Below are 21,910 nucleotides of genomic sequence, written 5' to 3' on the forward strand. Positions count from 1 at the left end.
TATTGGCTAAATACTTATGACTGACATCAGCCGTACTCAGGCGTGGCTCGAAAGTCTGCGCCCTAAAACGCTTCCTCTGGCCTTTGCCGCAATTATCGTCGGCACCGCCCTTGCCTGGTGGCAGGGTTATTTTGATCCGCTGGTCGCCGCGCTGGCACTGATTACCGCCGGCCTGCTGCAAATTCTCTCCAATCTCGCCAACGACTACGGCGACGCGGTAAAAGGCAGCGACAAGCCGGACCGCATAGGGCCACTGCGCGGAATGCAGAAAGGGGTGATTACCCAGGCGCAGATGAAACGCGCGCTGATTATCACCGTAGCGCTGATCTGCGTATCCGGCCTGGCGCTGGTGACGGTGGCGTCTAAGACCACCAGCGATTTCATTGGCTTCCTGGTGCTGGGCTTACTGGCCATTATCGCGGCCATCACCTACACCGTCGGCACGCGTCCTTACGGTTATATTGGGCTCGGGGATATCTCCGTACTGGTGTTCTTCGGCTGGCTGAGCGTGATGGGAAGCTGGTACCTGCAGGCGCATACGGTGATCCCTGCCCTGTTCCTGCCCGCGACCGCCTGCGGCCTGCTGGCGACGGCGGTGCTCAACATCAACAACCTGCGCGACATCGACAGCGATCGCGAGAACGGCAAAAACACCCTGGCGGTTCGTCTGGGGCCGGTCAATGCGCGCCGCTATCACGCCTGTCTGCTCATTGGCGCGCTGGTTTGCCTGGCGCTGTTTAACCTGATTTCCTTGCAGAGCCTGTGGGGCTGGCTGTTTGTGCTTGCCGCGCCGCTGCTGATTAAGCAGGCCCGCTTTGTGATGCGTGAACTCAGCCCGTCCGCCATGCCGCCAATGCTGGAACGTACGGTAAAAGGCGCGTTGCTGACTAACCTTTTGTTCGTCATCGGGATTGTTTTAAGCCAGACGCTGCGTTAGCTGACAAATATCAATTAACAATTGATGATTTTGCCAACAACGCATTTCGCACGATATACTGAACACATTCGCAGCAACTGAGCGTTAAACCTATGAAATACGATACCTCCGAGCTTTGTGACATCTACCAGGAAGATGTCAACGTCGTTGAACCGCTGTTCTCCAACTTTGGTGGGAGGTCGTCGTTTGGCGGTCAAATCGTCACGGTGAAATGTTTCGAGGACAACGGGTTGCTGTACGATCTGCTCGAACAGAATGGCCGCGGCCGCGTTCTTGTGGTCGACGGCGGCGGTTCCGTGCGCCGTGCATTAATAGATGCTGAGCTGGCCGGCATTGCCGTTCAGAATGAGTGGGAAGGCCTTGTGGTGTACGGTTCCGTACGTCAGGTGGACGATCTGGAAGACCTGGATATCGGGATTCAGGCCATCGCGGCCATACCGGTAGGGGCGGCAGGTGACGGCATCGGCGAAAGCGACGTGCGCGTCAATTTCGGCGGCGTGACCTTCTTCTCCGGGGATCATCTCTACGCCGATAATACCGGCATTATCCTTTCCGAAGATCCGCTGGATATCGAGTAGTAAAAAGTCAGCGAGAACCATAAAAAAGCCGGGTGGCGGCGACGCCTTACCCGGCTTATTTCATCTGTATTTCCCGAGAGAAATTAAACTTCTTCCATACGTCCCAGCAGCGCCTGCAGGCGATCCTGCCAGCCGTTCTGCTGTTCACGCAGCTGGTTGTTTTCGCGCTCCAGCTCTTCGCGGCCGTGCTGAGCGTTCTGAACTTCCTGCGCCAGGCTGTTGTTCTTTTCTTTCAGCTCTTCAATTTCCATCTGCAGCAGGGTGATGGTGTCAATCGCCTGCTGTACTTTCGATTCCAGTTTCTCAAACACTTCTAAAGACATGATGCTACCTCTCCTGAATTGCAAGGCGACGCTTTAACATAAACGCGCACGACATATACCGTCGATTGTATGGAGCGCGGCGCTCTGTGTCCAGCGACACACCGCGCAGATCGCGGTTTGCAACACTTTTAGGTCTGGTCCTGGTGTGTTCGCGTCATATACCCCTAAATTGTTAACTGATTCGTTAATGAAATGATTCAGCTCACATTCCTGTACTGATGCAAAAATGTGCTTTATGGCGCGAAAACGCTCATTTTATTGACACAGACCACACATTTTGATTTCGATATTTCTCGTTTTTGCTCGTTAACGATAAATTAACACTATGTCTACAGGGCATCGTGGCTGTCACGGGCGGCCATGCTAACAATAAACATCAATTTCTTCAGGATTCCGATTATGAGTCAGACATCAACCTTAAAAGGCCAGTGCATTGCCGAGTTCCTTGGTACCGGGTTGTTGATATTCTTCGGAGTGGGCTGTGTCGCTGCACTGAAAGTGGCGGGTGCCAGTTTTGGTCAGTGGGAAATCAGTATCATCTGGGGTCTGGGCGTGGCGATGGCCATCTACCTGACTGCTGGGGTTTCTGGTGCACATCTTAACCCGGCGGTGACAATCGCACTGTGGCTGTTCGCGTGCTTCGACGGACGCAAAGTTGTTCCTTTCATTCTTTCTCAGTTTGCCGGCGCGTTTTGCGCAGCGGCGTTAGTTTACGGGCTTTATTACAATCTTTTCATCGACTTCGAACAGACGCATCATATGGTACGCGGCAGCGTCGAAAGTCTGGATCTGGCAGGCATCTTCTCAACCTACCCTAACCCGCATATCAATTTTGTGCAGGCTTTCGCAGTTGAAATGGTGATTACCGCTATTCTGATGGGCGTTATCCTGGCGCTGACCGACGACGGAAACGGCATTCCGCGCGGCCCGCTGGCACCCCTGCTGATTGGTTTGCTGATTGCGGTGATTGGCGCATCCATGGGCCCGCTGACCGGCTTCGCGATGAACCCGGCACGTGATATCGGACCAAAAGCCTTCGCCTTTATCGCCGGCTGGGGCGACGTCGCCTTCACCGGTGGCAAAGACATTCCTTACTTCCTGGTACCGCTGTTTGCGCCGGTTGTCGGGGCTGCGCTGGGTGCGTTTAGCTACCGCAAATTAATTGGTCGCCACTTACCGTGCGACACCTGTGTGGAAGAGGAGAAGGAAACGACTTCTACCGCACAACAAAAAGCTTCGCTGTAATCTGACTACGGGACACATACCATGACCGAAAAAAAATATATCGTTGCGCTCGACCAGGGCACTACCAGCTCCCGCGCTGTCGTAATGGATCATGACGCGAACATCGTCAGCGTTTCACAGCGCGAATTTGAGCAAATTTATCCTCGTCCAGGCTGGGTAGAACACGACCCGATGGAGATTTGGGCGTCACAAAGCTCCACGCTGGTCGAAGTGCTGGCGAAAGCCGATATCAGTTCCGACGAGATTGCCGCGATTGGTATTACCAACCAGCGTGAAACGACGATTGTCTGGGAACGTGAAACCGGTAAGCCCATTTACAACGCTATCGTCTGGCAGTGCCGCCGTACATCCGAGATCTGCGAACAGCTGAAGCGCGACGGTATGGAAGAGTACGTGCGCAGCGCCACCGGTCTGGTGGTTGACCCGTATTTCTCCGGCACCAAAGTGAAATGGATCCTCGACCACGTAGAAGGTTCACGCGAGCGTGCTAAACGCGGCGAGCTGCTGTTCGGTACCGTCGATACCTGGCTTATCTGGAAGATGACCCAGGGACGCGTCCACGTCACCGATTACACCAACGCCTCGCGTACCATGCTGTTCAACATCAACACCCTGGAGTGGGATGACAAGATGCTGGACGCGCTGGATATCCCACGCGCGATGCTGCCTGAAGTGCGCAAGTCTTCTGAGGTTTACGGCCAGACCAACATCGGCGGTAAAGGTGGCACCCGTATTCCTATCGCCGGTATCGCCGGTGACCAGCAGGCGGCGCTGTTCGGCCAGCTGTGCGTCAAGGAAGGGATGGCGAAGAATACCTACGGCACCGGCTGCTTTATGCTGATGAATACCGGTGAGAAAGCGGTGAAATCAGAAAACGGTCTGCTGACCACCATCGCCTGCGGCCCGCGCGGCGAAGTGAACTATGCCCTGGAAGGTGCGGTGTTCATGGCCGGTGCGTCTATCCAGTGGCTGCGTGACGAGATGAAGCTGATCAGCGATGCATTCGACTCCGAGTACTTCGCCACCAAAGTGAAAGACACCAACGGCGTGTACGTGGTGCCTGCATTCACCGGTCTGGGCGCACCCTACTGGGATCCGTATGCACGCGGCGCGATTTTCGGACTGACGCGTGGCGTGAACTCTAACCACATTATTCGCGCCACTCTGGAATCCATCGCCTACCAGACCCGAGACGTGCTGGAAGCGATGCAGGCGGACTCCGGCATTCGTCTGCACGCCCTGCGCGTGGACGGCGGTGCGGTAGCGAATAACTTCCTGATGCAGTTCCAGTCCGACATTCTGGGCACCCGCGTTGAGCGCCCTGAAGTGCGTGAAGTCACGGCGCTGGGCGCGGCGTACCTTGCCGGTCTGGCGGTAGGCTTCTGGCAGAACCTGGACGAGCTGCAGGAAAAAGCGGTTATCGAACGCGAATTCCGTCCGGGCATCGAAACCACCGAGCGTAACTTCCGCTACAGCGGCTGGAAGAAAGCGGTGAAACGCGCCCTGGCGTGGGAAGAACACGAGGAGTAAGACAAACTTACCCCTCACCCTAACCCTCTCCCCAAAGGGGAGAGGGGACTTAAAACTCCCCTCCCCCACTCTGTGATAAACTTCGTGCAATTCCTTTTGATTGCACGAGTACCTCATGAAACGTGAACTTGCTATCGAGTTTTCCCGCGTCACCGAAGCGGCCGCCCTTGCAGGCTATAAGTGGCTGGGTCGTGGCGATAAAAATACCGCAGACGGTGCAGCCGTCCATGCCATGCGCATTGTACTTAACCAGGTCAACATCGACGGCACCATCGTGATCGGCGAAGGCGAGATCGACGAAGCGCCAATGCTCTATATTGGTGAAAAAGTCGGTACCGGCAAAGGCGATGCCGTGGATATCGCCGTCGACCCGATCGAAGGTACCCGCATGACCGCAATGGGTCAGGCCAACGCCCTGGCGGTGCTGGCCGTGGGCGATAAGGGCTGCTTCCTTAACGCGCCGGATATGTACATGGAAAAGCTGATTGTCGGCCCTGGCGCGAAAGGCGCAATCGACCTTAGCCTGCCGCTGGAAGAGAACCTGCACAACGTCGCCAAAGCCCTGGGCAAACCTCTTAGCGAACTCACCGTGACGATTCTGGCGAAACCGCGCCACGACGCCACCATCGCGCAGATGCAAAAGCTCGGCGTGCGCGTGTTTGCCATTCCGGACGGTGACGTTGCCGCCTCGATCCTGACCTGCATGCCGGACAGCGAAGTAGACGTGCTGTACGGCATCGGCGGCGCGCCGGAAGGTGTGGTCTCTGCGGCAGTGATCCGCGCGCTCGATGGCGATATGCAGGCCCGTCTGCTGCCCCGCCACGAGGTGAAAGGCGACAGCGAAGAGAACCGCCGTATCGGAGAAAACGAGCTGGCGCGCTGCGAAGCGATGGGCATCGAGGCCAATAAAGTGCTTGAGCTGGACGAGATGGCCCGTAGCGATAACGTGGTCTTCTCGGCGACTGGCATCACCAAAGGCGATCTGCTGGACGGCATCACCCGCAAGGGCAATATGGCGACCACCGAAACGCTGCTGATCCGCGGTAAATCACGCACCATTCGTCGCATCCAGTCTATCCACTATCTCGACCGCAAAGACCCGGACGTACAGACGCACATTCTGTAAAACCGTTTGATCGATAGAGCTTTCCGGCCCTGACGGGCTGGAAATTGTCACCACAAGTACGGAAGATAGAACAGAGAAACAGCACAGGAGAAGATCATGGCGGACTGGGTAACAGGTAAAGTCACAAAGGTACAGTTCTGGACCGATGCGCTATTTAGTCTCACCGTACATGCTCCCGTTCACCCGTTTAAAGCCGGGCAATTTGCGAAGCTGGGGCTGGACGTCGACGGCGAGCGCGTGCAGCGCGCCTACTCTTACGTTAACGCGCCTGATAACCCGGATCTCGAGTTCTATCTGGTCACCGTTCCTGACGGTAAGCTCAGCCCGCGCCTTGCCGCCCTAAAGCCCGGCGACGACGTGCAAATTGTGAGTGAAGCGGCAGGCTTCTTTGTGCTCGAAGAGATCCCCGACTGCGACACGCTCTGGATGCTGGCAACGGGTACGGCCATCGGCCCTTATCTCTCTATTTTGCAGTACGGCAAAGACCTGGAGCGCTTTAAAAACATCGTGCTGGTTCACGCTGCGCGCTACGCCGCAGACCTGAGCTATTTGCCGCAGATGCAGGCGCTTGAACAGCAGTACGGCGGGAAGTTAAAGATTCAGACGGTGGTCAGCCGCGAAACCGTAGCAGGAGCGCTTACCGGCCGCGTGCCGGCGTTAATTGAGAGTGGAGCCCTGGAAGACGCGGTGGGTTTGCCGCTGAACGCTGAGACCAGCCACGTCATGCTGTGCGGCAACCCGCAGATGGTGCGGGACACGCAGCAGCTTCTGAAGGATACCCGGCAGATGACGAAACATCTTCGCCGCCGACCGGGCCATATGACCGCCGAACACTACTGGTGATCAGCGGTATTTCACCTCAAGGGTGTCTTTACCGTATTTGTTTTCGCTCTGGGTGCCAATAAACGCGCCCAGATCGACAATCATCATCACGAAGATGACCGACGGCAGCAGCCTGCCCACGACCCACGGCAGGATGGACGGCAGCATCGCCCAGTTTCCGGCCACCAGCATCCACGCCAGAATAATCAGAAATGCCCACGCGCCGGAACGTCCGCGATCGTGCAGCCGTTTTACGACAACCGCCGCCGTTGGCCATAGCAGGCAGACCAGCGCGAAGGCCGCCGTTTGCGTGCTCAGCCAGGCATTGTAAGCAACGAAAAACAGAAGCAGCATGGCGATAACCCACGTCACCATCCAGATCCAGAAATCACGGCGTCCAATACGCCCTTTGAATGAAAACAGCCACTGCTGTATGGTCATGTAAGGTTCCTTATTATCGTATAGCGCGCATTTTACCCTGGAGTTGTGACCTTTTGACAAGCCGACCAGATATCGTTTTAATCATGAGCACTTACGGCCAGGGGCAATGTTGATGAAAAGTTCGGCACGTTCTCTTTTCCTGTGTTTAGCGCTGCTCAGCGCGGGTTATCCCCTGCACGCCGCCGAAACCACAGCCCCGACCACAGCACCCTATCTGCTGGCGGGCGCGCCGTCGTTCGATCAGTCCATCAGCCAGTTCCGTGAAACCTTCAATCAGACCAATCCCACGCTGCCGCTGGATGAGTTTCGTGCCATTGATGGCTCCCGCGATACCCCTACACTGACTCGTGCGGCAAGCAAGATAAATGAGAATTTGTATGCTTCCACGGCGCTGGAGCGCGGTACGTTAAAAATCAAAAGCATGCAAATCACCTGGCTGCCGATACAGGGGCCAGAGCAGAAAGCCGCTAAGGCGAAAGCGCTGGAGTACATGAGCGCGGTACTGCAGGCCTTTACCCCTGCGCTGACGAAAAAACAAAGTCAGCAAAAGCTGCAAAAACTCCTTACCGCCGGGAAAAACAAGCGTTACTACGCTGATACCGAAGGCGCGATCCGCTATGTTGTGGCGGACAACGGCGAAAAAGGACTGACCTTCGCTGTTGAACCGATTAAGCTGGCACTATCTGACACCCTCGGCGGGGCGAATTAATGACAAAAAGCAAAGCCTTTCGAGGGAAAATCTCTATACTGATTCACAGACCATGCTGCCCGACAGGGTGGCCATATTCCTTAATTCGCTTATTTAGCGTGGAGAATTGAAATGCGACATCCTTTAGTGATGGGTAACTGGAAACTGAACGGCAGCCGCCACATGGTAAACGAGCTGGTTGCGAACCTGCGTAAAGAGCTGGCTGGCGTGACGGGCTGCGCGGTTGCTATCGCTCCGCCGGATATGTACCTGGATCTGGCTAAACACGCCGCTGACGGCAGCCACATCATTCTGGGCGCGCAGAACGTTGACGTTAACCTGTCTGGCGCGTTCACCGGTGAAACCTCCGCTGAAATGCTGAAAGATATCGGCGCAAAATACATCATCATCGGCCACTCCGAGCGTCGCACCTATCACAAAGAATCCGATGAGTTCATCGCGAAGAAATTCGCCGTGCTGAAAGAGCAGGGTCTGATCCCGGTTCTGTGCATCGGTGAAACCGAAGCGGAAAACGAAGCGGGCAAAACCGAAGAAGTATGTGCACGTCAGATCGACGCAGTGCTGAAAACCCAGGGCGCGGCAGCGTTCGAAGGCGCGGTAATCGCTTACGAGCCAGTCTGGGCGATCGGTACCGGCAAATCTGCAACCCCTGCGCAGGCTCAGGCGGTTCACAAATTCATTCGTGACCACATTGCTAAAGCCGACGCGAAGGTCGCTGAGCAAGTGATTATTCAGTACGGCGGTTCCGTAAACGCTTCCAACGCTGCTGAGCTGTTCACCCAGCCAGACATCGATGGCGCACTGGTTGGCGGTGCATCCCTGAAAGCTGACGCTTTCGCGGTGATCGTTAAAGCGGCAGAAGCGGCTAAACAGGCGTAATTGCCTTTGTGGCGGGTGGCGCTTCGCTAACCCGCCCTACGGTTTTGTAGGCCCGGTAAGCGTCAGCGCCACCGGGCTTTTTTACAGCCGTCCCAGCAGGCTAAACCACAGATAATCCAGCGGCAGCAGCACCAGATACGTTGCAATAGCCAGCGCCAGACAAAGCATCATCCCCGCCCTGGCAGGCACCTTTCCTAGCCCCATCGCCACCACGATCGGCGACGCCTGATACGGCAGCAGCGGCGTGGAATAGCCCAGCACCTGAATCATGATCACCGACAGCAGCGGGAAACCGGTCGCGTCCGAGAAGCTCTGCGCCAGCGTGGTGTAAAGCGCCGGCACGCCGTTGGCGGTCATAATGAAGTTGAGCGCCGTGGTAATACCGGTCAGCGCCAGGAAGCTGGTGAACGGTCTGTCTGCATCCAGCGGCATAATGCGGAGCAACGCCTCGCCCACCGCCGTTCCGATACCGGTTTGCGTCACGACGATCGCCAGCCCCAGAATACCGGCAACGTAGATACAGGTGCGCATATTCACCCCCGCAGAAAACTCTTCCCCGGTAATGAAACCAATGCGCGGCAGCATAACGATGATCGACGCCGCCAGCCCCGTCCACGCGGGCCCCACGCCGTGCCAGCTCTCCGTAACCCACATCCCCAGCACCACCGCCAGCAGCCAGGCAAGACGCTTTTCGTCCCGCCCCATAGGCTCAGACGGCGCCTGTTCTTTCGGCGGTTTTGGGCTGCCGGGAAATAGCCAGCTGATGAGGCCAATCAGAATCAGGCCTTTGAGAATGCCCAGCACCGGCGTGTGCAGCAGCAGATAAGGGACATAGTTCAGATGGATGCCGTACGAACCTTCCGCCGCACCGCTCATCACCAGGTTAGGGACGTTAGCAGGCAGGATCGTCGCCGAAAGCTGGAAAGTCCCGAACCCCACCGCCAGCGCCAGCCCGAACCAGGCGCGGGAGCCGTCGGCGATACCGGCGCGTTTTGCCATCGCCGCGACAATCGGCATCAGCAGCGCAATACGTCCCATGTTCGACGGCATCACAAACGCCAGCGCGTAGCTCAGCAGCACCACGCTCGCCACCATCAACACCCAGGAGTCGGTGAGCTTTGCCGACAGCGCCCGGGCGGCCCTGTCCGCCAGTCCGGTTTTACGGATCGCCACGCCAAGCACAAAGCCGCTGAATACCAGCCAGAAAGCCGACGAGGCAAAACCGCCGAAGATGACCTCCGGCGGGGCGATTCTGGCGGTCATCGCCGCCGTGAAGAACAGCAGCGCGGTGATAAATTCCGGCAATAGCGACGTCGCCCACAGCACGATGGTGACGCCAACGATCAGTGAGGGCAGCAGCAGAGGATACGTTAACCAGAGCGACATACCTGTCTCCTGTAGAATTTTTCAGCAAGTCTACGGTGACAGGCAGCCCGAGTAAACGCGATTTATGGTGGGGTTACTTCAGGATAGCGCATTGATGATCCTGCAATTCCTCCGCAGACGCGCGGTTAAGCGTGAGCAGGTTACGCTCGGTCGCCAGCAAAACAAAAGAGCCATCCGACTGCTGCGCCATTGCCAGCGCGAAACGCCCCATATGCTCGCGCGCTTCCGGCAGCTCTTCCGCCAGCATCATAAACGGGCTGCGCTGGACCAGCTCATTCTCCGTCACCCGACGCGCAAGATACTCATGGCCTTCGAGCCCGCCCGGGAACGGCAGCCACTGGGTGCTGATTTCTCCCTGCGCCGCGTTGAGCTTCTCGCGCACGTCCGGGCGCAGGCAGGAGATATGAATATGAAAATGGTTCTGCGTGCGGCCAGTCGGCGAGTTAATCGTCAGCGAAATGGCGCTATCAGGCACCTCGGATCCACGCTTCAGGGTCATAAAGCTGCGCGACTGCCACGCCAGCCAGAAAAAGTTCGGCGTATGAGCGTCGGTCAGCAGCGGGCTCTCGGTACCTTTGATGCGATATGTTGGCATCAGCAGGTATTGCAGCGGCCCGTTGCGATCTTTAAATACCACATAGCCTGCATCCGTTTTCACCTGCGCACAGGGTGCCGGGTTACGGTTCTGGATCTGATTCGGCACACACTGGTCGAGAACGATATGGCGCAACGCATTCGGATTACCCGCTTTCATCCAGTACACGCCGCCAGCGGCAAGGGCGATGACAATAAGGATCAATAAGATAATTTTTTTCACAACGCGTTCCCTGTTTTCAATAGAGGCAAAAGAGTAACGCAAAATGATGACCAAATAAAAAACCCGGCGGATTTCTCACGCCGGGTCACCGTGTCACAGGCTAATGGTTAGCGCTGGCTAATTTGGTCGAAGGTACCGCCATTGGAGAAGTGCTCTTTCTGCGCTTTCGTCCAGCCGCCGAACACATCGTCAATAGTGAATAGCTTCAGTTTAGGGAACTCCCCTTCGTATTTCTTGGCGACCGCCGCATCGCGTGGACGATAGAAGTTTTTCGCCGCAATTTCCTGGCCTTCTGGCGAGTACAGATACTTCAGGTAGGCTTCCGCCACCGCTTTGGTATCTTTCTTCTCAACCACTTTATCGACCACGGAAACGGTCGGCTCAGCCAGAATCGATTCGCTCGGGGTCACGATCTCGAATTTGTCTTTACCCAGCTCGTGGGTCGCCAGCAGAGCTTCGTTTTCCCAGGCAATCAGCACGTCGCCAATCCCGCGCTCAACGAAGGTGTTGGTGGCGCCACGCGCGCCGGAGTCCAGCACCTCAACGTTTTTATACAGCGCTTTCACGAATTCCTGCGCTTTGGCCTGGTCGCCATTATTGTGATGCAGTGCATATCCCCACGCGCCGAGGTAGTTCCAGCGAGCGCCGCCGGAGCTTTTCGGGTTCGGGGTAATGACAGAAACGCCCGGTTTGATCAGGTCGTTCCAGTCTTTAATTTGTTTCGGGTTTCCTTTACGCACCAGGAAGACGATGGTCGAGGTGTAGGGTGCGGAGTTATCCGGCAGGCGTTTGATCCAGTTTTTGTCGATGCGGCCGCGCTCGGCAATCGCATCAACATCGTAGGCCAGCGCCAGGGTTACCACGTCGGCTTCGATACCGTTTATCACGGACGTCGCCTGCTTGCCGGAGCCGCCATGCGACTGGCGAACCACCACATTATCGCCGGTTTCCTGTTTCCAGTGCGCCGCAAACGCCTTGTTGTATTGCTCGTACAGTTCACGCGTCGGGTCGTATGACACGTTCAGTAACTGGATATCCTTAGCCAGAACGCTGGTCGATGCCAGCAATAATGTTAAACCCACGCCCCATTTATTCATCGCCCAGCTCTCTTGTGTAGTGTTTTGATGAATGCAGCGTGCCAGAAAGCGAATCGAGGATTAAAGAATAAAAAAAGATTGGCTATAACGTAGTGGAATAAAAGAAGTGGATGAGCGGCCTGATGCCCTCACTCCAACCCTCTCCCACGGGAGAGGGAGCAACCATAAAAAAACGGTAACCCAAGAGTTACCGTTTTGCATTTACCTTGCCGCCACCGGGCAACAGAGCCGATCAGTACAATTTTTTCGCGCAGTCCAGCCAGTCACCTTTGAACGGACGCTTCATGTTTTCAATCGCGTCGATGATGTCGTGGTGAACCAGTTTTTCGTTCTGAATACCGACGCAGCGGCCGCCGTGACCCTGCAGCAGCAGATCGATAGCGTACGCGCCCATACGGGACGCCAGAATACGGTCGTAAGGGCCTGGTGAACCGCCGCGCTGGATGTGACCCAGTACGGTCGCGCGAGTTTCGCGTTTGGTTTCGGCTTCGATGTACTTCGCCAGCTCGTCAACGTCACAGATGTGCTCGGTGATAGCCACGATTGCGTGTTTTTTACCTTTCGCGATGCCTGCTTTGATTTCAGCCACCAGATCTTCACGGCTAAATTCGACTTCTGGCACGACGATAAATTCACAACCGCCCGCAATGGCTGCCGCCAGCGTCAGGTCGCCACAGTAACGGCCCATCACTTCAACGATAGAGATACGCTGGTGAGAAGAAGAGGTGTCACGCAGACGGTCAATCGCTTCAACAACGGTACCCAGCGCAGTAAAGAAGCCGATAGTGTAGTCAGTACCTTTGATGTCGTTGTCGATGGTGCCCGGCAGACCGATGCACGGGAAGCCCATTTCGGTCAGACGTTTTGCACCCATGTAGGAGCCGTCACCACCGATAACCACCAGGGCGTCCAGGCCGCGTTTCTTCATGTTTTCGATAGCCACTTCACGAACGTGTTCATCACGGAATTCCGGGAAGCGCGCGGAACCGAGGAAAGTACCGCCACGGTTGATCATGTCAGACACGCTGTAACGGTCGAGCTGAACCATACGATCTTCATACAGGCCCAGATAACCGTCATAAACGCCAAAAACTTCCAGGCCTTCCGTCAGCGCTGCACGGACAACACCACGAATTGCCGCGTTCATGCCCGGCGCATCACCGCCGCTTGTCAACACACCGATTTTCTTAATCATGACTACCTCTGAACTTAGGAATGCAAAATTGAAATCTGTTGCCGGAAGAAACTTATCGACCAACGAATACTGCAAATAGTATATCAATCCCTTCCAGCTGAATTGATTCAGGTCAGACCAAACGGCGGTAATTTATACACAAAATGCTGGCCTGGCTCACTTTTTTACAACGAATTACGAAAGCCCAACATGACCGGGTACAACCGAGCAGGGATCCTGGTGAATGATGACGTCTGAACCAGGAAAACGCTGCAAAATCGCCTGCTCGACCTGCTCAGCAATAACGTGAGCCTGAACCAGTGGCAGGTTGTCTTCCATTTCAATATGAATCTGAATAAAGCGGGTCGGCCCTGACTGCCGCGTTCGAAGATCGTGTGCACCGCTGACGCCGGGCCAGGAGGTCACGATAGAAAAAATTTCATTACGTTCTGAGTCCGGGAGGGCGCGGTCAAGCAGTGATTGCACCGCTTCATACCCCATCCGCAGGGCGCTATATAAAATATAGATACCAATCCCTAACGCAAATAACGCATCGGCGCGATGCCAGCCATACCAGGCCAGACCGAGCGCAATAAGAATAGCCCCATTCATCATAACATCAGATTGATAATGAAGCATATCCGCCCGTACGGCCTGACTTTGCGTTTTGCGAACAACCCAACGCTGGAACGTTACCAGAACAAGTGTGCATATAAGCGCAACGATCGTCACAACTACACCCACGCCGGGATCGTTCATCGGTGTCGGCGAGACGAGATGCTGAATGCCGGTGAGAAACAGGAACAGCGCAGAACCGGATATAAACATACTTTGCGCCAGCGCGGCCAGCGACTCCGCTTTGCCGTGCCCAAACGTGTGCTCTTCATCCGCTGGCTGCAGCGAGTAACGCACGACCAGCAGGTTGGTCAACGAGGCGGCAATGTCCATCAGCGAGTCCACCAGCGCCGCCAGAATACTGACCGAGCCGGTGTACCACCAGGCAAAGATTTTAATCAGTAACAGGCTGGAGGCCATGACGGTCGCCGCAATGGCGGCCCGGCTTACCAGTCTTCCATAGGATTGATTCATAAACGCTCCTGTCATGTCATGCCGCTATTATAACGGAAGCATGGGGAGTCTAAGGATGAATAAACGGTTAACAGGGCGGATGCGGGGCAAAAAAAACCCCCACATCATGTGGGGGAAGACAGGGATGGTGTCTATGGCAAGGAAAACAGGGTTTACTGGTTACTACGGGTACTGCTATTGCTACTGAAAAACGACGTTTCTGAGCTTCGCTGCATCCGTGCAACCTCACGCAGCTGGTCCATTCGCTGCTGATGTTTAGTGTTCAAAACCGCTTGCTGCTCGGGCGTTAGCAGATGGAACATCTGGTTGCGGACCTTCGCCATCTCTACCTGGCGGGCAACCTGTTCCTGTGCCATTTTTTCGGCCTGAGCGCGTACAGCGCTTTCGTCAAAATTTTCTGCGGTGACAAGGCGATGCATTGTCTCCATTTCGCTAACATTAACAGGGGGCTGGTCGTGTCGTGCCCTCTGCATCAGATCTCGCATCTGTTGACGCTGATGTTCGGTTAAACTTATGCCGTCAAACATATGGCTTTGGCTGCTGTTCTGCGTTGCACCCTCTTGTAAGGGACTGTTATCGCTGATGATAGCTTCAGCAGCCTGGCTAAACGCACTGAACGCCAGCGTTGAGGCCATGACGGCAGCGGTAACTTTGCGCATCACTTGCTCCCAAAATCTTTCGTGTCGCGATTCAACGAGAGACAGTCTACGATTCAGGCTGCAAACATGCGTCAGGGGGTGTAAAACAACGTAAAGTCATGGATTAGATAGCCTTGATGTCGTAATTTCTGCCTCGGAGGTATTTAAACAATGAATAAAATCCTGTTAGTTGATGATGACCGAGAGCTCACATCCCTTTTAAAGGAGTTGCTCGACATGGAAGGTTTCAACGTCCTGGTTGCCCATGATGGCGAGCAGGCGCTGAGTCTCCTTGACGACAGCATCGATTTACTTTTGCTCGACGTGATGATGCCGAAGAAAAACGGTATTGATACGTTGAAAGAGCTTCGCCAGACACACCAGACTCCCGTAATCATGCTGACCGCACGCGGCAGCGAACTTGACCGCGTACTCGGCCTTGAGCTGGGCGCGGATGACTATTTACCGAAGCCGTTTAACGACCGTGAACTGGTTGCCCGTATTCGCGCTATCCTGCGCCGTTCGCACTGGAGCGAGCAGCAACAAAATACCGACAACAGCTCACCCACCCTTGAAGTCGATTCCCTGAGCCTGAACCCGGGCCGTCAGGAAGCAAGCTTTGATGGCCAGACGCTGGAACTGACCGGCACGGAGTTCACCCTGCTGTATCTGCTGGCGCAGCACCTCGGCCAGGTGGTTTCGCGTGAACATCTAAGCCAGGAAGTGCTGGGCAAACGCCTCACCCCGTTTGACCGCGCCATCGACATGCACATCTCTAACCTGCGCCGTAAGCTGCCGGAGCGTAAAGACGGTCACCCATGGTTTAAAACCCTGCGTGGTCGCGGTTATCTGATGGTTTCTGCTTCATGATAGGAAGCTTAACCGCCCGCATCTTCGCCATCTTCTGGCTGACGCTGGCACTTGTTTTAATGCTCGTTTTGATGTTGCCAAAACTCGACTCACGCCAGATGACGGAGCTTCTCGACAGCGAGCAACGTCAGGGCGTGATGATCGAGCAGCACGTGGAAGCCGAGCTGGCAAACGATCCGCCGAACGATTTAATGTGGTGGCGCAGGCTGTTTCGCGCTATCGACAAGTGGGCGCCGCCCGGACAACGCCTGCTGCTGGTGACCAGCGAAGGCCGCGTGATTGGGGCCGATCGCAATGAAATGCAGATTATCCGCAACTTCATTGGCCAGGCGGATAACGCCGATCATCCCCAGAAGAAGAAATATGGCCGCGTAGAGATGGTGGGGCCTTTCTCCGTCAGGGACGGAGAGGATAATTATCAGCTCTACCTGATCCGTCCGGCGAGCAACTCTCAGTCTGATTTTATCAACCTGCTGTTTGACCGCCCTCTCCTGCTGCTGATTGTCACCATGCTGGTCAGCTCGCCGCTGCTGTTATGGCTGGCGTGGAGCCTGGCAAAACCGGCGCGTAAGCTGAAAAATGCCGCCGATGAGGTGGCGCAGGGTAACCTGCGACAACACCCTGAGCTGGAAGCAGGTCCGCAGGAGTTCCTTGCCGCCGGAACCAGTTTTAACCAGATGGTGAGCGCGCTCGACCGCATGATGACCGCTCAGCAACGTCTGCTGTCGGATATTTCGCACGAGCTGCGTACCCCGCTTACGCGCTTGCAGCTTGGCACCGCGCTGCTGCGCCGCCGCAGCGGTGAGAGCAAAGAGCTGGAGCGTATTGAAACAGAAGCGCACCGCCTGGACAGCATGATCAACGACCTGCTGGTCATGTCGCGCAATCAGCAGAAAAACGCGCTGGTCAGCGAAACGGTGAAAGCGAATCACCTCTGGCACGAGGTGCTGGACAACGCGGCGTTCGAAGCGGAACAGATGGGTAAATCCTTCACCGTCAACTTCCCGCCGGGCCCGTGGCCGCTGTACGGTAACCCCAACACGCTGGAAAGCGCGCTGGAGAACATCGTGCGTAACGCCCTGCGCTACTCGCATACGAAGATTGAGGTGGCGTTCTCGGTGGATAAAGACGGGATCACCGTCATTGTCGATGACGACGGTCCTGGCGTCAGCCCGGAAGACCGCGAGCAGATTTTCCGTCCGTTCTATCGTACCGATGAGGCGCGCGACCGGGAATCAGGTGGTACGGGACTGGGTCTGGCGATTGTTGAAACTGCCATGCAGCAGCACCGTGGCTGGGTGAAAGCCGATGACAGTCCGCTGGGTGGACTACGGTTAACGCTGTGGCTACCGTTGTATAAGCGTTCTTAGTTTTCCCCTCATCCTACCCCTCTCCCCGTAGGGGAGAGGTGACTGCTCAGTGAGGTTTTTTCACCCTCACCCCTTTGGGGAGAGGGCCGGGGTGAGGGGCTGTTATTTCCCCCACAATCTCCGCGAATTATCTTCTATCTTGCTGCTTAAACGCCGCTTCTGCATCGTTCTCGTCCAGCTGGTCGATAGCCCCGCCGCCGACAGCAGGCGGTGATATTGTTCGTCGTCAAACGGCATATGCCAGGCAATGGCGCAGGCGTCATAAACAGACACATCGCTCAGGCGCGACGCCAGTTCAAGCGGGGCGTCCGCTGAAATCTGCCCAGCCAGCACCACGCGATACAGCCAGCCGGTTTTACCCGCTTTTTGCAGCTGGGCCGACATATCCTGAATACCGAAATGGTAGTTGAGCTTGAAGCACGGCGAGCGCGGCTGCGTCACCTGAATCAGGGCATCGCCCCAGCGGTAGATATCACCGATAAACACGTTCTTTTCGGTGAGCCCTTCGGTGGAGAGATTCTCGCCAAACGCGGGGGCGACGAAGAGGTCCGCCTGCTCGGGGAATTCGGTTTTCCAGTGCTGATAGTGTTCACGCGGGTAGTGGCACAGCGCGCGATCGGGCCCGCCGTGGATTTTCTTTTCGGCCTGCTCGTCACCCGCAAGCCCGAGGTCGGTTAACGTCAGCTCACCGTCGACCTGAATTTTGGCGATGGCACTCGGGCGGCTGCCGTCGTACTCCCTTACCTTGCCTGTAAATACATTCACCGGATAATGCATCGCTGCTCCTTTTATGCCCTAAATAATTCGAGTTGCAGGAAGGCGGCAAGAGAGTGAATCCCCAGGAGCTTACTCAGGTAAGTGACTGGGGTGAGCGAACGCAGCCAACGCACCTGCAACTTGAAGTATGACGGGTATACAGATACAAAAAAAGCGAGTCATAAGACTCGCTTCTCACAGGCGTCAATGTAACCTTATTTTTTAGCGGCGAAACGCGCTGCTGCTTCGTCCCAGTTCACCACGTCCCAGAACGCTTTGATGTAGTCCGGGCGACGGTTCTGGAATTTCAGGTAGTAAGCGTGTTCCCACACGTCCAGGCCCAGGATTGGGAAGCCGGATGCGCCAGAGATTGCTTCACCCATCAGCGGGGAGTCCTGGTTAGCAGTAGACACTACCGCCAGCTTGTCGCCTTTCAGAACCAGCCACGCCCAGCCAGAGCCGAAACGGGTTGCAGCGGCTTTTTCGAATTCCGCTTTGAAGTTGTCAACGGAGCCGAAGTCGCGCTCGATAGCCGCTTTCAGGTCGCCCTGCAGGGTGGTACCGGTCTTCAGGCCTTTCCAGAACAGGCTGTGGTTAGCGTGGCCGCCAGCGTTGTTACGCAGAACGGTTTTCTTGTCCGCTGGCAGCTGGTCCAGCTTGGTGATCAGCTCTTCAGCAGACAGGTTAGCGAACTCTGGCAGGCTTTCCAGCGCGGCGTTCGCGTTGTTCACATAGGTCTGGTGGTGTTTAGTGTGATGGATTTCCATCGTCTGCTTGTCGAAATGCGGTTCCAGTGCGTCGTAGGCATACGGCAGGGATGGCAGTGTATAACTCATAATCCTCTCCATTATTGTCGGGCGGCACAGCTGTTAATGCCGCGTAAGCAGTTGGTTCATTATAGTTAATTAAATGATATTGAAAATGATTATCAATGCCGTAGTTTTTATAAGGTTATTTGATTTTTGCCTTATCACAAAATTGTGAGTCTGCTCACCCGGTTAACGTGCTGATTGCCATCCAAAACTAAATTGCGGCAACAGTCTGAAGGTTCCTGAACTGCCTAATTTTTACACTCATCAAGCCGGGGGGAAGCCACCGGCTATAAAAACGATGAGGACGTAAAAATGAATCATGCGATTACGATGGGTATCTTCTGGCATTTGATAGGCGCGGCCAGTGCAGCCTGTTTCTATGCCCCGTTTAAAAAGGTGAAAGGGTGGTCGTGGGAAACCATGTGGTCAGTTGGCGGTACCGTGTCCTGGCTGATTTTGCCGTGGACCATTAGCGCCATGCTGCTCCCGGATTTCTGGGGCTACTTTACTTCCTTCAGTGCCTCCACCCTCCTGCCAGTGTTTCTGTTCGGGGCGATGTGGGGCATCGGCAACATCAATTACGGCCTGACCATGCGCTACCTCGGGATGTCGATGGGTATTGGCATCGCAATTGGCATTACGCTCATCGTCGGCACGCTGATGACGCCCATTCTTAACGGCAATGTCGACGTGTTGATCAACACCAAAGGCGGGCAAATGACGCTGCTTGGCGTGCTTGTTGCGGTGATAGGCGTGGGTATCGTCACCCGCGCGGGACAGTTGAAAGAGCGCAAGATGGGCATCAAAGCCGAAGACTTTAACCTGAAGAAGGGGCTGCTGCTGGCAGTGATGTGCGGCATCTTCTCGGCGGGCATGTCGTTCGCCATGAACGCGGCAAAACCCATGCACGAAGCGGCCGCCGCGCTGGGCGTCGACCCGCTGTACGTGGCGCTGCCAAGCTACGTGGTGATCATGGGCGGCGGCGCGTTGGTAAACCTCGGCTTCTGCTTTATTCGTCTGGCAAAAGTGAAGGATTTGTCGGTAAAAGCCGATTTCTCACTGGCAAAATCCTTAATCATCACCAATGTGCTGCTGTCGATGCTGGGCGGCCTCATGTGGTATCTGCAGTTCTTTTTCTACGCCTGGGGCCACGCCAGCATCCCACCACAGTACGACTACATAAGCTGGATGCTGCATATGAGCTTCTACGTGCTGTGTGGCGGACTGGTTGGGCTGGTACTGAAGGAGTGGAATAACGCCGGGCGTCGTCCGGTGGGCGTGCTGAGCCTGGGCTGCGTGGTGATTATTATCGCGGCCAATATCGTGGGCCTCGGCATGGCGAACTGATTACGCTGCCTTTCGACTGCGATGACGCCACTGAACCGGCGTCATCCCCACCTCGCGGTTAAACACCACCGAAAAGTAATTACTGTCCTCAAATCCGCTGCGCATCGCCACTTCACTGACCATCAGCTCGGTATGCTGCAACAGGTACTGGGCGTGGCAGATGCGCAGCTGACGCAGGTAGTGGTTGACCGTCATCCCCGTCTGGGTGCGGAACTGCTGGCGCAACGCGCGCTCGCTGCACTGCTCCTGCTCGCAAAACTTTTCCAGAACGAAACTTTTGTTCAGGCTGCCCGCAAGCCGGGCAATCAACTTGTCCAGCAGCGCTTCCTGGACGGTTGCGGAGGGGTTATCGGTCGCGTAACGATGACGTTTGAGGGTCATCACCAGCTGGGCGAACAGCAGTTCCGCCATCGGATTTGCCACGGGATCGTGCTTCTGGCTCTCCTGCTCCAGCTGGGCGATCGTCTGGCGCACCTGAGCCATGCCGTTGCTGCTTAAGCGCCAGTGGGGTTCGCCTCTGGCATTGAGAAAACCGGGGATATGGGCCGGCCAGTCGACATTCAGTTTAAGGCTGTCCGGGCAGTAGATAACGTTCTGCAACACCAGATCGTTAACCGAGGCGTAAGCGTGTTTGTCTTCGGCGCGGATGTAAAACAGATCGCCACGCGTGATGCGGTAGGGCCGGTCGTTGAGGATGTGTAAGCCGTTGCCGCGCCATACCAGCACCAGCTCGCAAAACTCGTGGGTATGCTCGGCAAAGACATTTTGCGGGTAGCGGTCGGCCACCGCGACGGCCTGACTCGCGGAGGCAAAAAAATCATCTTTGCGAAGAATTAACTGAGCGGCCACACCACCACCTCAACGGTGAATAACCGGATATTATTAGCCTTTTTGCGGCAATAAAACGGTGATTGCATTCGCGTTACTGGAGTGAAGCATCCTTTCCCTGACGGATATCGCGCGGCGACCAGCTAAATTCCCGGCGAAACAGCGTTGAAAAGTGATTGCTGTCGCCAAAACCACAGCAGTAGGCAATATCCGTGACGCTTTCGTCGGTGTGACGTAAAAGATGACGCGCTTTGATCAGGCGCAGACGGTTAAGGTAGCGCTGCGGCGTCAGCCCGGTGTGCTGCTTAAGCTGGCGATGCAGGGTGCGCAGGGACAGTGAAAAATCATCCGCCAGCGTATCCCAGCAGACATCCTCGGTGAAATGATCTTCCAGCCAGGCCATCAGATGGTTCAGGCGCGCGTCGTTATTTTCCAGCCCTTCCACAAGGCTGCTGCGACGCAGCAGCACCAGCAGTTGCATAAACAGCAGTTCGCGGGAGGCAATAGCATACGTCTCCTGCCCGCCCTCGCTCTGCGCCAGTTGATTCACCAGCTGGCGCACCTGCTGCAAGGTGGACTGATTGACCCGCCAGTGAGACGGGTAGTGTCCATCCTGCTCCTGGGGCAGTAGCTTGTTCAACCCCGACAGAAACTGGAACGCGTCCGGCGAACGATAGAGCACGTTGGTCAGGCACAGGTTGTTGGTATGTTCATACAAATGCCTGTCGTGATCGCGCACGAAGCACACCATACCGCCGCTGATGGTGTAGGGCTGGCCGTTGAAGACATGAATACCCGTTCCATGCTCGACAATCACAATTTCATGAAAATCATGATGATGTTCAGGAAACGCAGCCTGCGGGAGCCGGGGCTCTATCGCAACCGGAGACGTTCCCGACGGGAAAAAATCGACGCTGTGCAATACGGTCATAACGGCCCCCACCAATGAGGAAAGTTCTCGAATAGTAATTAAGGCCTTCCGCACTCACCTTAAATTTTTGACAGCAAACGGCGCAAAAGCCGTCAGTTTTTCAAGAAACAGACGGAAAAACCGGGAAATGCGGTCAGCGTCACATTGCCAGAAAACCCTGCCATAACAGGAAATTGTGAACTTCCTCACGATCATCTTTGCTTTC

At 55.7% G+C, this 21,910-nt stretch carries 23 protein-coding genes; 11 read left to right on the top strand and 12 right to left on the bottom strand.

Going from position 1 to position 21,910, the window contains the following annotated elements; all coding sequences use genetic code 11:
- The first annotated feature begins 16 nt into the window (after positions 1-16).
- Both menA and rraA read left to right on the top strand, forming a co-directional pair.
- Complete coding sequence (gene menA, locus ACOTZC_RS21450; RefSeq protein WP_023309686.1) at positions 17-937, top strand: 1,4-dihydroxy-2-naphthoate polyprenyltransferase; 921 nt, start codon at positions 17-19, stop codon at positions 935-937.
- A gap of 92 nt (positions 938-1,029) precedes the next feature.
- Positions 1,030-1,515, top strand: coding sequence for a ribonuclease E activity regulator RraA (gene rraA, locus ACOTZC_RS21455; protein ID WP_023309687.1), 486 nt, complete (start codon positions 1,030-1,032; stop codon positions 1,513-1,515).
- Positions 1,516-1,598: 83 nt separating this feature from the next.
- Here rraA and zapB read toward each other — a convergent pair whose 3' ends face one another.
- A complete protein-coding gene (gene zapB / locus ACOTZC_RS21460) occupies positions 1,599-1,838 on the bottom strand; it encodes a septal ring assembly protein ZapB (RefSeq protein ID WP_010436935.1) in 240 nt (79 codons plus the stop codon).
- Positions 1,839-2,237: 399 nt separating this feature from the next.
- Here zapB and ACOTZC_RS21465 point away from each other — a divergent pair, with 399 nt between their 5' ends.
- The 4 genes from ACOTZC_RS21465 (at position 2,238) to fpr (ending at position 6,582) form a co-directional block, all read left to right on the top strand.
- Positions 2,238-3,083 (top strand): MIP/aquaporin family protein, encoded by an 846-nt coding sequence (locus tag ACOTZC_RS21465; RefSeq protein ID WP_014885705.1) that lies wholly within the window; start codon positions 2,238-2,240, stop codon positions 3,081-3,083.
- Positions 3,084-3,104: 21 nt separating this feature from the next.
- On the top strand, positions 3,105-4,613 hold the full coding sequence (gene glpK / locus ACOTZC_RS21470) for a glycerol kinase GlpK (protein WP_023309688.1): 1,509 nt from the start codon (positions 3,105-3,107) through the stop codon (positions 4,611-4,613).
- Positions 4,614-4,728: 115 nt separating this feature from the next.
- Positions 4,729-5,739, top strand: coding sequence for a class II fructose-bisphosphatase (glpX, locus tag ACOTZC_RS21475; protein WP_045404242.1), 1,011 nt, complete (start codon positions 4,729-4,731; stop codon positions 5,737-5,739).
- Between the two features lie 96 nt (positions 5,740-5,835).
- The gene (gene fpr / locus ACOTZC_RS21480) at positions 5,836-6,582 is read left to right on the top strand and encodes a ferredoxin--NADP(+) reductase (RefSeq protein ID WP_045355538.1); all 747 of its coding nucleotides are present in this window, start codon (positions 5,836-5,838) and stop codon (positions 6,580-6,582) included.
- On the opposite strand, the gene ACOTZC_RS21485 is transcribed toward fpr, so the two are convergent.
- Positions 6,583-7,002, bottom strand: a complete 420-nt coding sequence (locus ACOTZC_RS21485) for a DUF805 domain-containing protein (RefSeq protein ID WP_045404241.1) — start codon at positions 7,000-7,002, stop codon at positions 6,583-6,585.
- Positions 7,003-7,114: 112 nt separating this feature from the next.
- Between ACOTZC_RS21485 and ACOTZC_RS21490 the strand changes: the two genes are divergently transcribed.
- A complete protein-coding gene (locus ACOTZC_RS21490) occupies positions 7,115-7,711 on the top strand; it encodes a DUF1454 family protein (protein ID WP_023309692.1) in 597 nt (198 codons plus the stop codon).
- 111 nt (positions 7,712-7,822) lie between these two features.
- Complete coding sequence (tpiA, locus tag ACOTZC_RS21495) at positions 7,823-8,590, top strand: triose-phosphate isomerase (protein WP_014172206.1); 768 nt, start codon at positions 7,823-7,825, stop codon at positions 8,588-8,590.
- 81 nt (positions 8,591-8,671) lie between these two features.
- Here tpiA and ACOTZC_RS21500 read toward each other — a convergent pair whose 3' ends face one another.
- From ACOTZC_RS21500 to cpxP, 6 genes are all read right to left on the bottom strand, one after another.
- Positions 8,672-9,976 carry an SLC13 family permease gene (locus ACOTZC_RS21500; protein WP_045404240.1) on the bottom strand — a complete coding sequence of 435 codons (1,305 nt, stop codon included), beginning with the start codon at positions 9,974-9,976 and terminating at the stop codon, positions 8,672-8,674.
- A 73-nt stretch (positions 9,977-10,049) separates the two neighbouring features.
- Positions 10,050-10,793 carry a CDP-diacylglycerol diphosphatase gene (locus ACOTZC_RS21505; protein WP_045404239.1) on the bottom strand — a complete coding sequence of 248 codons (744 nt, stop codon included), beginning with the start codon at positions 10,791-10,793 and terminating at the stop codon, positions 10,050-10,052.
- A 107-nt stretch (positions 10,794-10,900) separates the two neighbouring features.
- Positions 10,901-11,890: a sulfate ABC transporter substrate-binding protein gene (locus tag ACOTZC_RS21510; protein WP_023309695.1), complete on the bottom strand. Its 990-nt coding sequence runs from the start codon at positions 11,888-11,890 to the stop codon at positions 10,901-10,903.
- Between the two features lie 232 nt (positions 11,891-12,122).
- On the bottom strand, positions 12,123-13,085 hold the full coding sequence (pfkA, locus tag ACOTZC_RS21515) for a 6-phosphofructokinase (RefSeq protein ID WP_023309696.1): 963 nt from the start codon (positions 13,083-13,085) through the stop codon (positions 12,123-12,125).
- Between the two features lie 174 nt (positions 13,086-13,259).
- Complete coding sequence (gene fieF / locus ACOTZC_RS21520; RefSeq protein ID WP_023309697.1) at positions 13,260-14,153, bottom strand: CDF family cation-efflux transporter FieF; 894 nt, start codon at positions 14,151-14,153, stop codon at positions 13,260-13,262.
- A gap of 152 nt (positions 14,154-14,305) precedes the next feature.
- Positions 14,306-14,812, bottom strand: coding sequence for a cell-envelope stress modulator CpxP (gene cpxP / locus ACOTZC_RS21525; protein WP_023309730.1), 507 nt, complete (start codon positions 14,810-14,812; stop codon positions 14,306-14,308).
- A 150-nt stretch (positions 14,813-14,962) separates the two neighbouring features.
- On the opposite strand from cpxP, the gene cpxR reads away from it, so the two are divergent.
- A complete protein-coding gene (cpxR, locus tag ACOTZC_RS21530; RefSeq protein WP_006179159.1) occupies positions 14,963-15,661 on the top strand; it encodes an envelope stress response regulator transcription factor CpxR in 699 nt (232 codons plus the stop codon).
- The gene (cpxA, locus tag ACOTZC_RS21535; RefSeq protein ID WP_023309731.1) at positions 15,658-17,031 is read left to right on the top strand and encodes an envelope stress sensor histidine kinase CpxA; all 1,374 of its coding nucleotides are present in this window, start codon (positions 15,658-15,660) and stop codon (positions 17,029-17,031) included. The genes cpxR and cpxA overlap by 4 nt, the downstream gene beginning before the upstream one ends.
- 102 nt (positions 17,032-17,133) lie before the next feature.
- On the opposite strand, the gene yiiM is transcribed toward cpxA, so the two are convergent.
- Both yiiM and sodA read right to left on the bottom strand, forming a co-directional pair.
- Positions 17,134-17,808: a 6-hydroxyaminopurine reductase gene (gene yiiM, locus ACOTZC_RS21540; protein ID WP_023309732.1), complete on the bottom strand. Its 675-nt coding sequence runs from the start codon at positions 17,806-17,808 to the stop codon at positions 17,134-17,136.
- Positions 17,809-18,002: 194 nt separating this feature from the next.
- Entirely contained in the window at positions 18,003-18,623 is a 621-nt protein-coding gene (gene sodA / locus ACOTZC_RS21545) for a superoxide dismutase [Mn] (RefSeq protein ID WP_004203668.1), read from the bottom strand.
- Positions 18,624-18,911: 288 nt separating this feature from the next.
- On the opposite strand from sodA, the gene rhaT reads away from it, so the two are divergent.
- Positions 18,912-19,946, top strand: coding sequence for an L-rhamnose/proton symporter RhaT (gene rhaT, locus ACOTZC_RS21550; RefSeq protein ID WP_023309733.1), 1,035 nt, complete (start codon positions 18,912-18,914; stop codon positions 19,944-19,946).
- On the opposite strand, the gene rhaR is transcribed toward rhaT, so the two are convergent.
- Together rhaR and rhaS are read right to left on the bottom strand one after the other, a co-directional pair.
- Positions 19,947-20,795, bottom strand: coding sequence for an HTH-type transcriptional activator RhaR (gene rhaR / locus ACOTZC_RS21555; protein WP_126304456.1), 849 nt, complete (start codon positions 20,793-20,795; stop codon positions 19,947-19,949).
- Between the two features lie 73 nt (positions 20,796-20,868).
- Complete coding sequence (gene rhaS, locus ACOTZC_RS21560; RefSeq protein WP_421636019.1) at positions 20,869-21,705, bottom strand: HTH-type transcriptional activator RhaS; 837 nt, start codon at positions 21,703-21,705, stop codon at positions 20,869-20,871.
- Between the last annotated feature and the right edge of the window lie 205 nt (positions 21,706-21,910).

Source organism: Enterobacter cloacae complex sp. SHL009, from assembly GCF_049237205.1.
Lineage (GTDB): Bacteria > Pseudomonadota > Gammaproteobacteria > Enterobacterales > Enterobacteriaceae > Enterobacter > Enterobacter cloacae_M.

Excerpts from the sequence above, each read along its gene's own strand:
- tpiA (WP_014172206.1), top strand. The coding sequence starts at position 7,823 with ATGCGACATCCTTTAGTGATGGGTAACTGGAAACTGAACGGCAGCCGC.
- rhaS (WP_421636019.1), bottom strand. The coding sequence starts at position 21,705 with ATGACCGTATTGCACAGCGTCGATTTTTTCCCGTCGGGAACGTCTCCG.
- cpxP (WP_023309730.1), bottom strand. The coding sequence starts at position 14,812 with ATGCGCAAAGTTACCGCTGCCGTCATGGCCTCAACGCTGGCGTTCAGT.
- ACOTZC_RS21490 (WP_023309692.1), top strand. The coding sequence starts at position 7,115 with ATGAAAAGTTCGGCACGTTCTCTTTTCCTGTGTTTAGCGCTGCTCAGC.
- cpxR (WP_006179159.1), top strand. The coding sequence starts at position 14,963 with ATGAATAAAATCCTGTTAGTTGATGATGACCGAGAGCTCACATCCCTT.
- glpX (WP_045404242.1), top strand. The coding sequence starts at position 4,729 with ATGAAACGTGAACTTGCTATCGAGTTTTCCCGCGTCACCGAAGCGGCC.
- fieF (WP_023309697.1), bottom strand. The coding sequence starts at position 14,153 with ATGAATCAATCCTATGGAAGACTGGTAAGCCGGGCCGCCATTGCGGCG.
- rhaT (WP_023309733.1), top strand. The coding sequence starts at position 18,912 with ATGAATCATGCGATTACGATGGGTATCTTCTGGCATTTGATAGGCGCG.
- sodA (WP_004203668.1), bottom strand. The coding sequence starts at position 18,623 with ATGAGTTATACACTGCCATCCCTGCCGTATGCCTACGACGCACTGGAA.
- ACOTZC_RS21500 (WP_045404240.1), bottom strand. The coding sequence starts at position 9,976 with ATGTCGCTCTGGTTAACGTATCCTCTGCTGCTGCCCTCACTGATCGTT.
- fpr (WP_045355538.1), top strand. The coding sequence starts at position 5,836 with ATGGCGGACTGGGTAACAGGTAAAGTCACAAAGGTACAGTTCTGGACC.
- menA (WP_023309686.1), top strand. The coding sequence starts at position 17 with ATGACTGACATCAGCCGTACTCAGGCGTGGCTCGAAAGTCTGCGCCCT.
- rraA (WP_023309687.1), top strand. The coding sequence starts at position 1,030 with ATGAAATACGATACCTCCGAGCTTTGTGACATCTACCAGGAAGATGTC.
- ACOTZC_RS21485 (WP_045404241.1), bottom strand. The coding sequence starts at position 7,002 with ATGACCATACAGCAGTGGCTGTTTTCATTCAAAGGGCGTATTGGACGC.
- yiiM (WP_023309732.1), bottom strand. The coding sequence starts at position 17,808 with ATGCATTATCCGGTGAATGTATTTACAGGCAAGGTAAGGGAGTACGAC.
- pfkA (WP_023309696.1), bottom strand. The coding sequence starts at position 13,085 with ATGATTAAGAAAATCGGTGTGTTGACAAGCGGCGGTGATGCGCCGGGC.
- ACOTZC_RS21465 (WP_014885705.1), top strand. The coding sequence starts at position 2,238 with ATGAGTCAGACATCAACCTTAAAAGGCCAGTGCATTGCCGAGTTCCTT.
- zapB (WP_010436935.1), bottom strand. The coding sequence starts at position 1,838 with ATGTCTTTAGAAGTGTTTGAGAAACTGGAATCGAAAGTACAGCAGGCG.
- glpK (WP_023309688.1), top strand. The coding sequence starts at position 3,105 with ATGACCGAAAAAAAATATATCGTTGCGCTCGACCAGGGCACTACCAGC.
- cpxA (WP_023309731.1), top strand. The coding sequence starts at position 15,658 with ATGATAGGAAGCTTAACCGCCCGCATCTTCGCCATCTTCTGGCTGACG.
- ACOTZC_RS21510 (WP_023309695.1), bottom strand. The coding sequence starts at position 11,890 with ATGAATAAATGGGGCGTGGGTTTAACATTATTGCTGGCATCGACCAGC.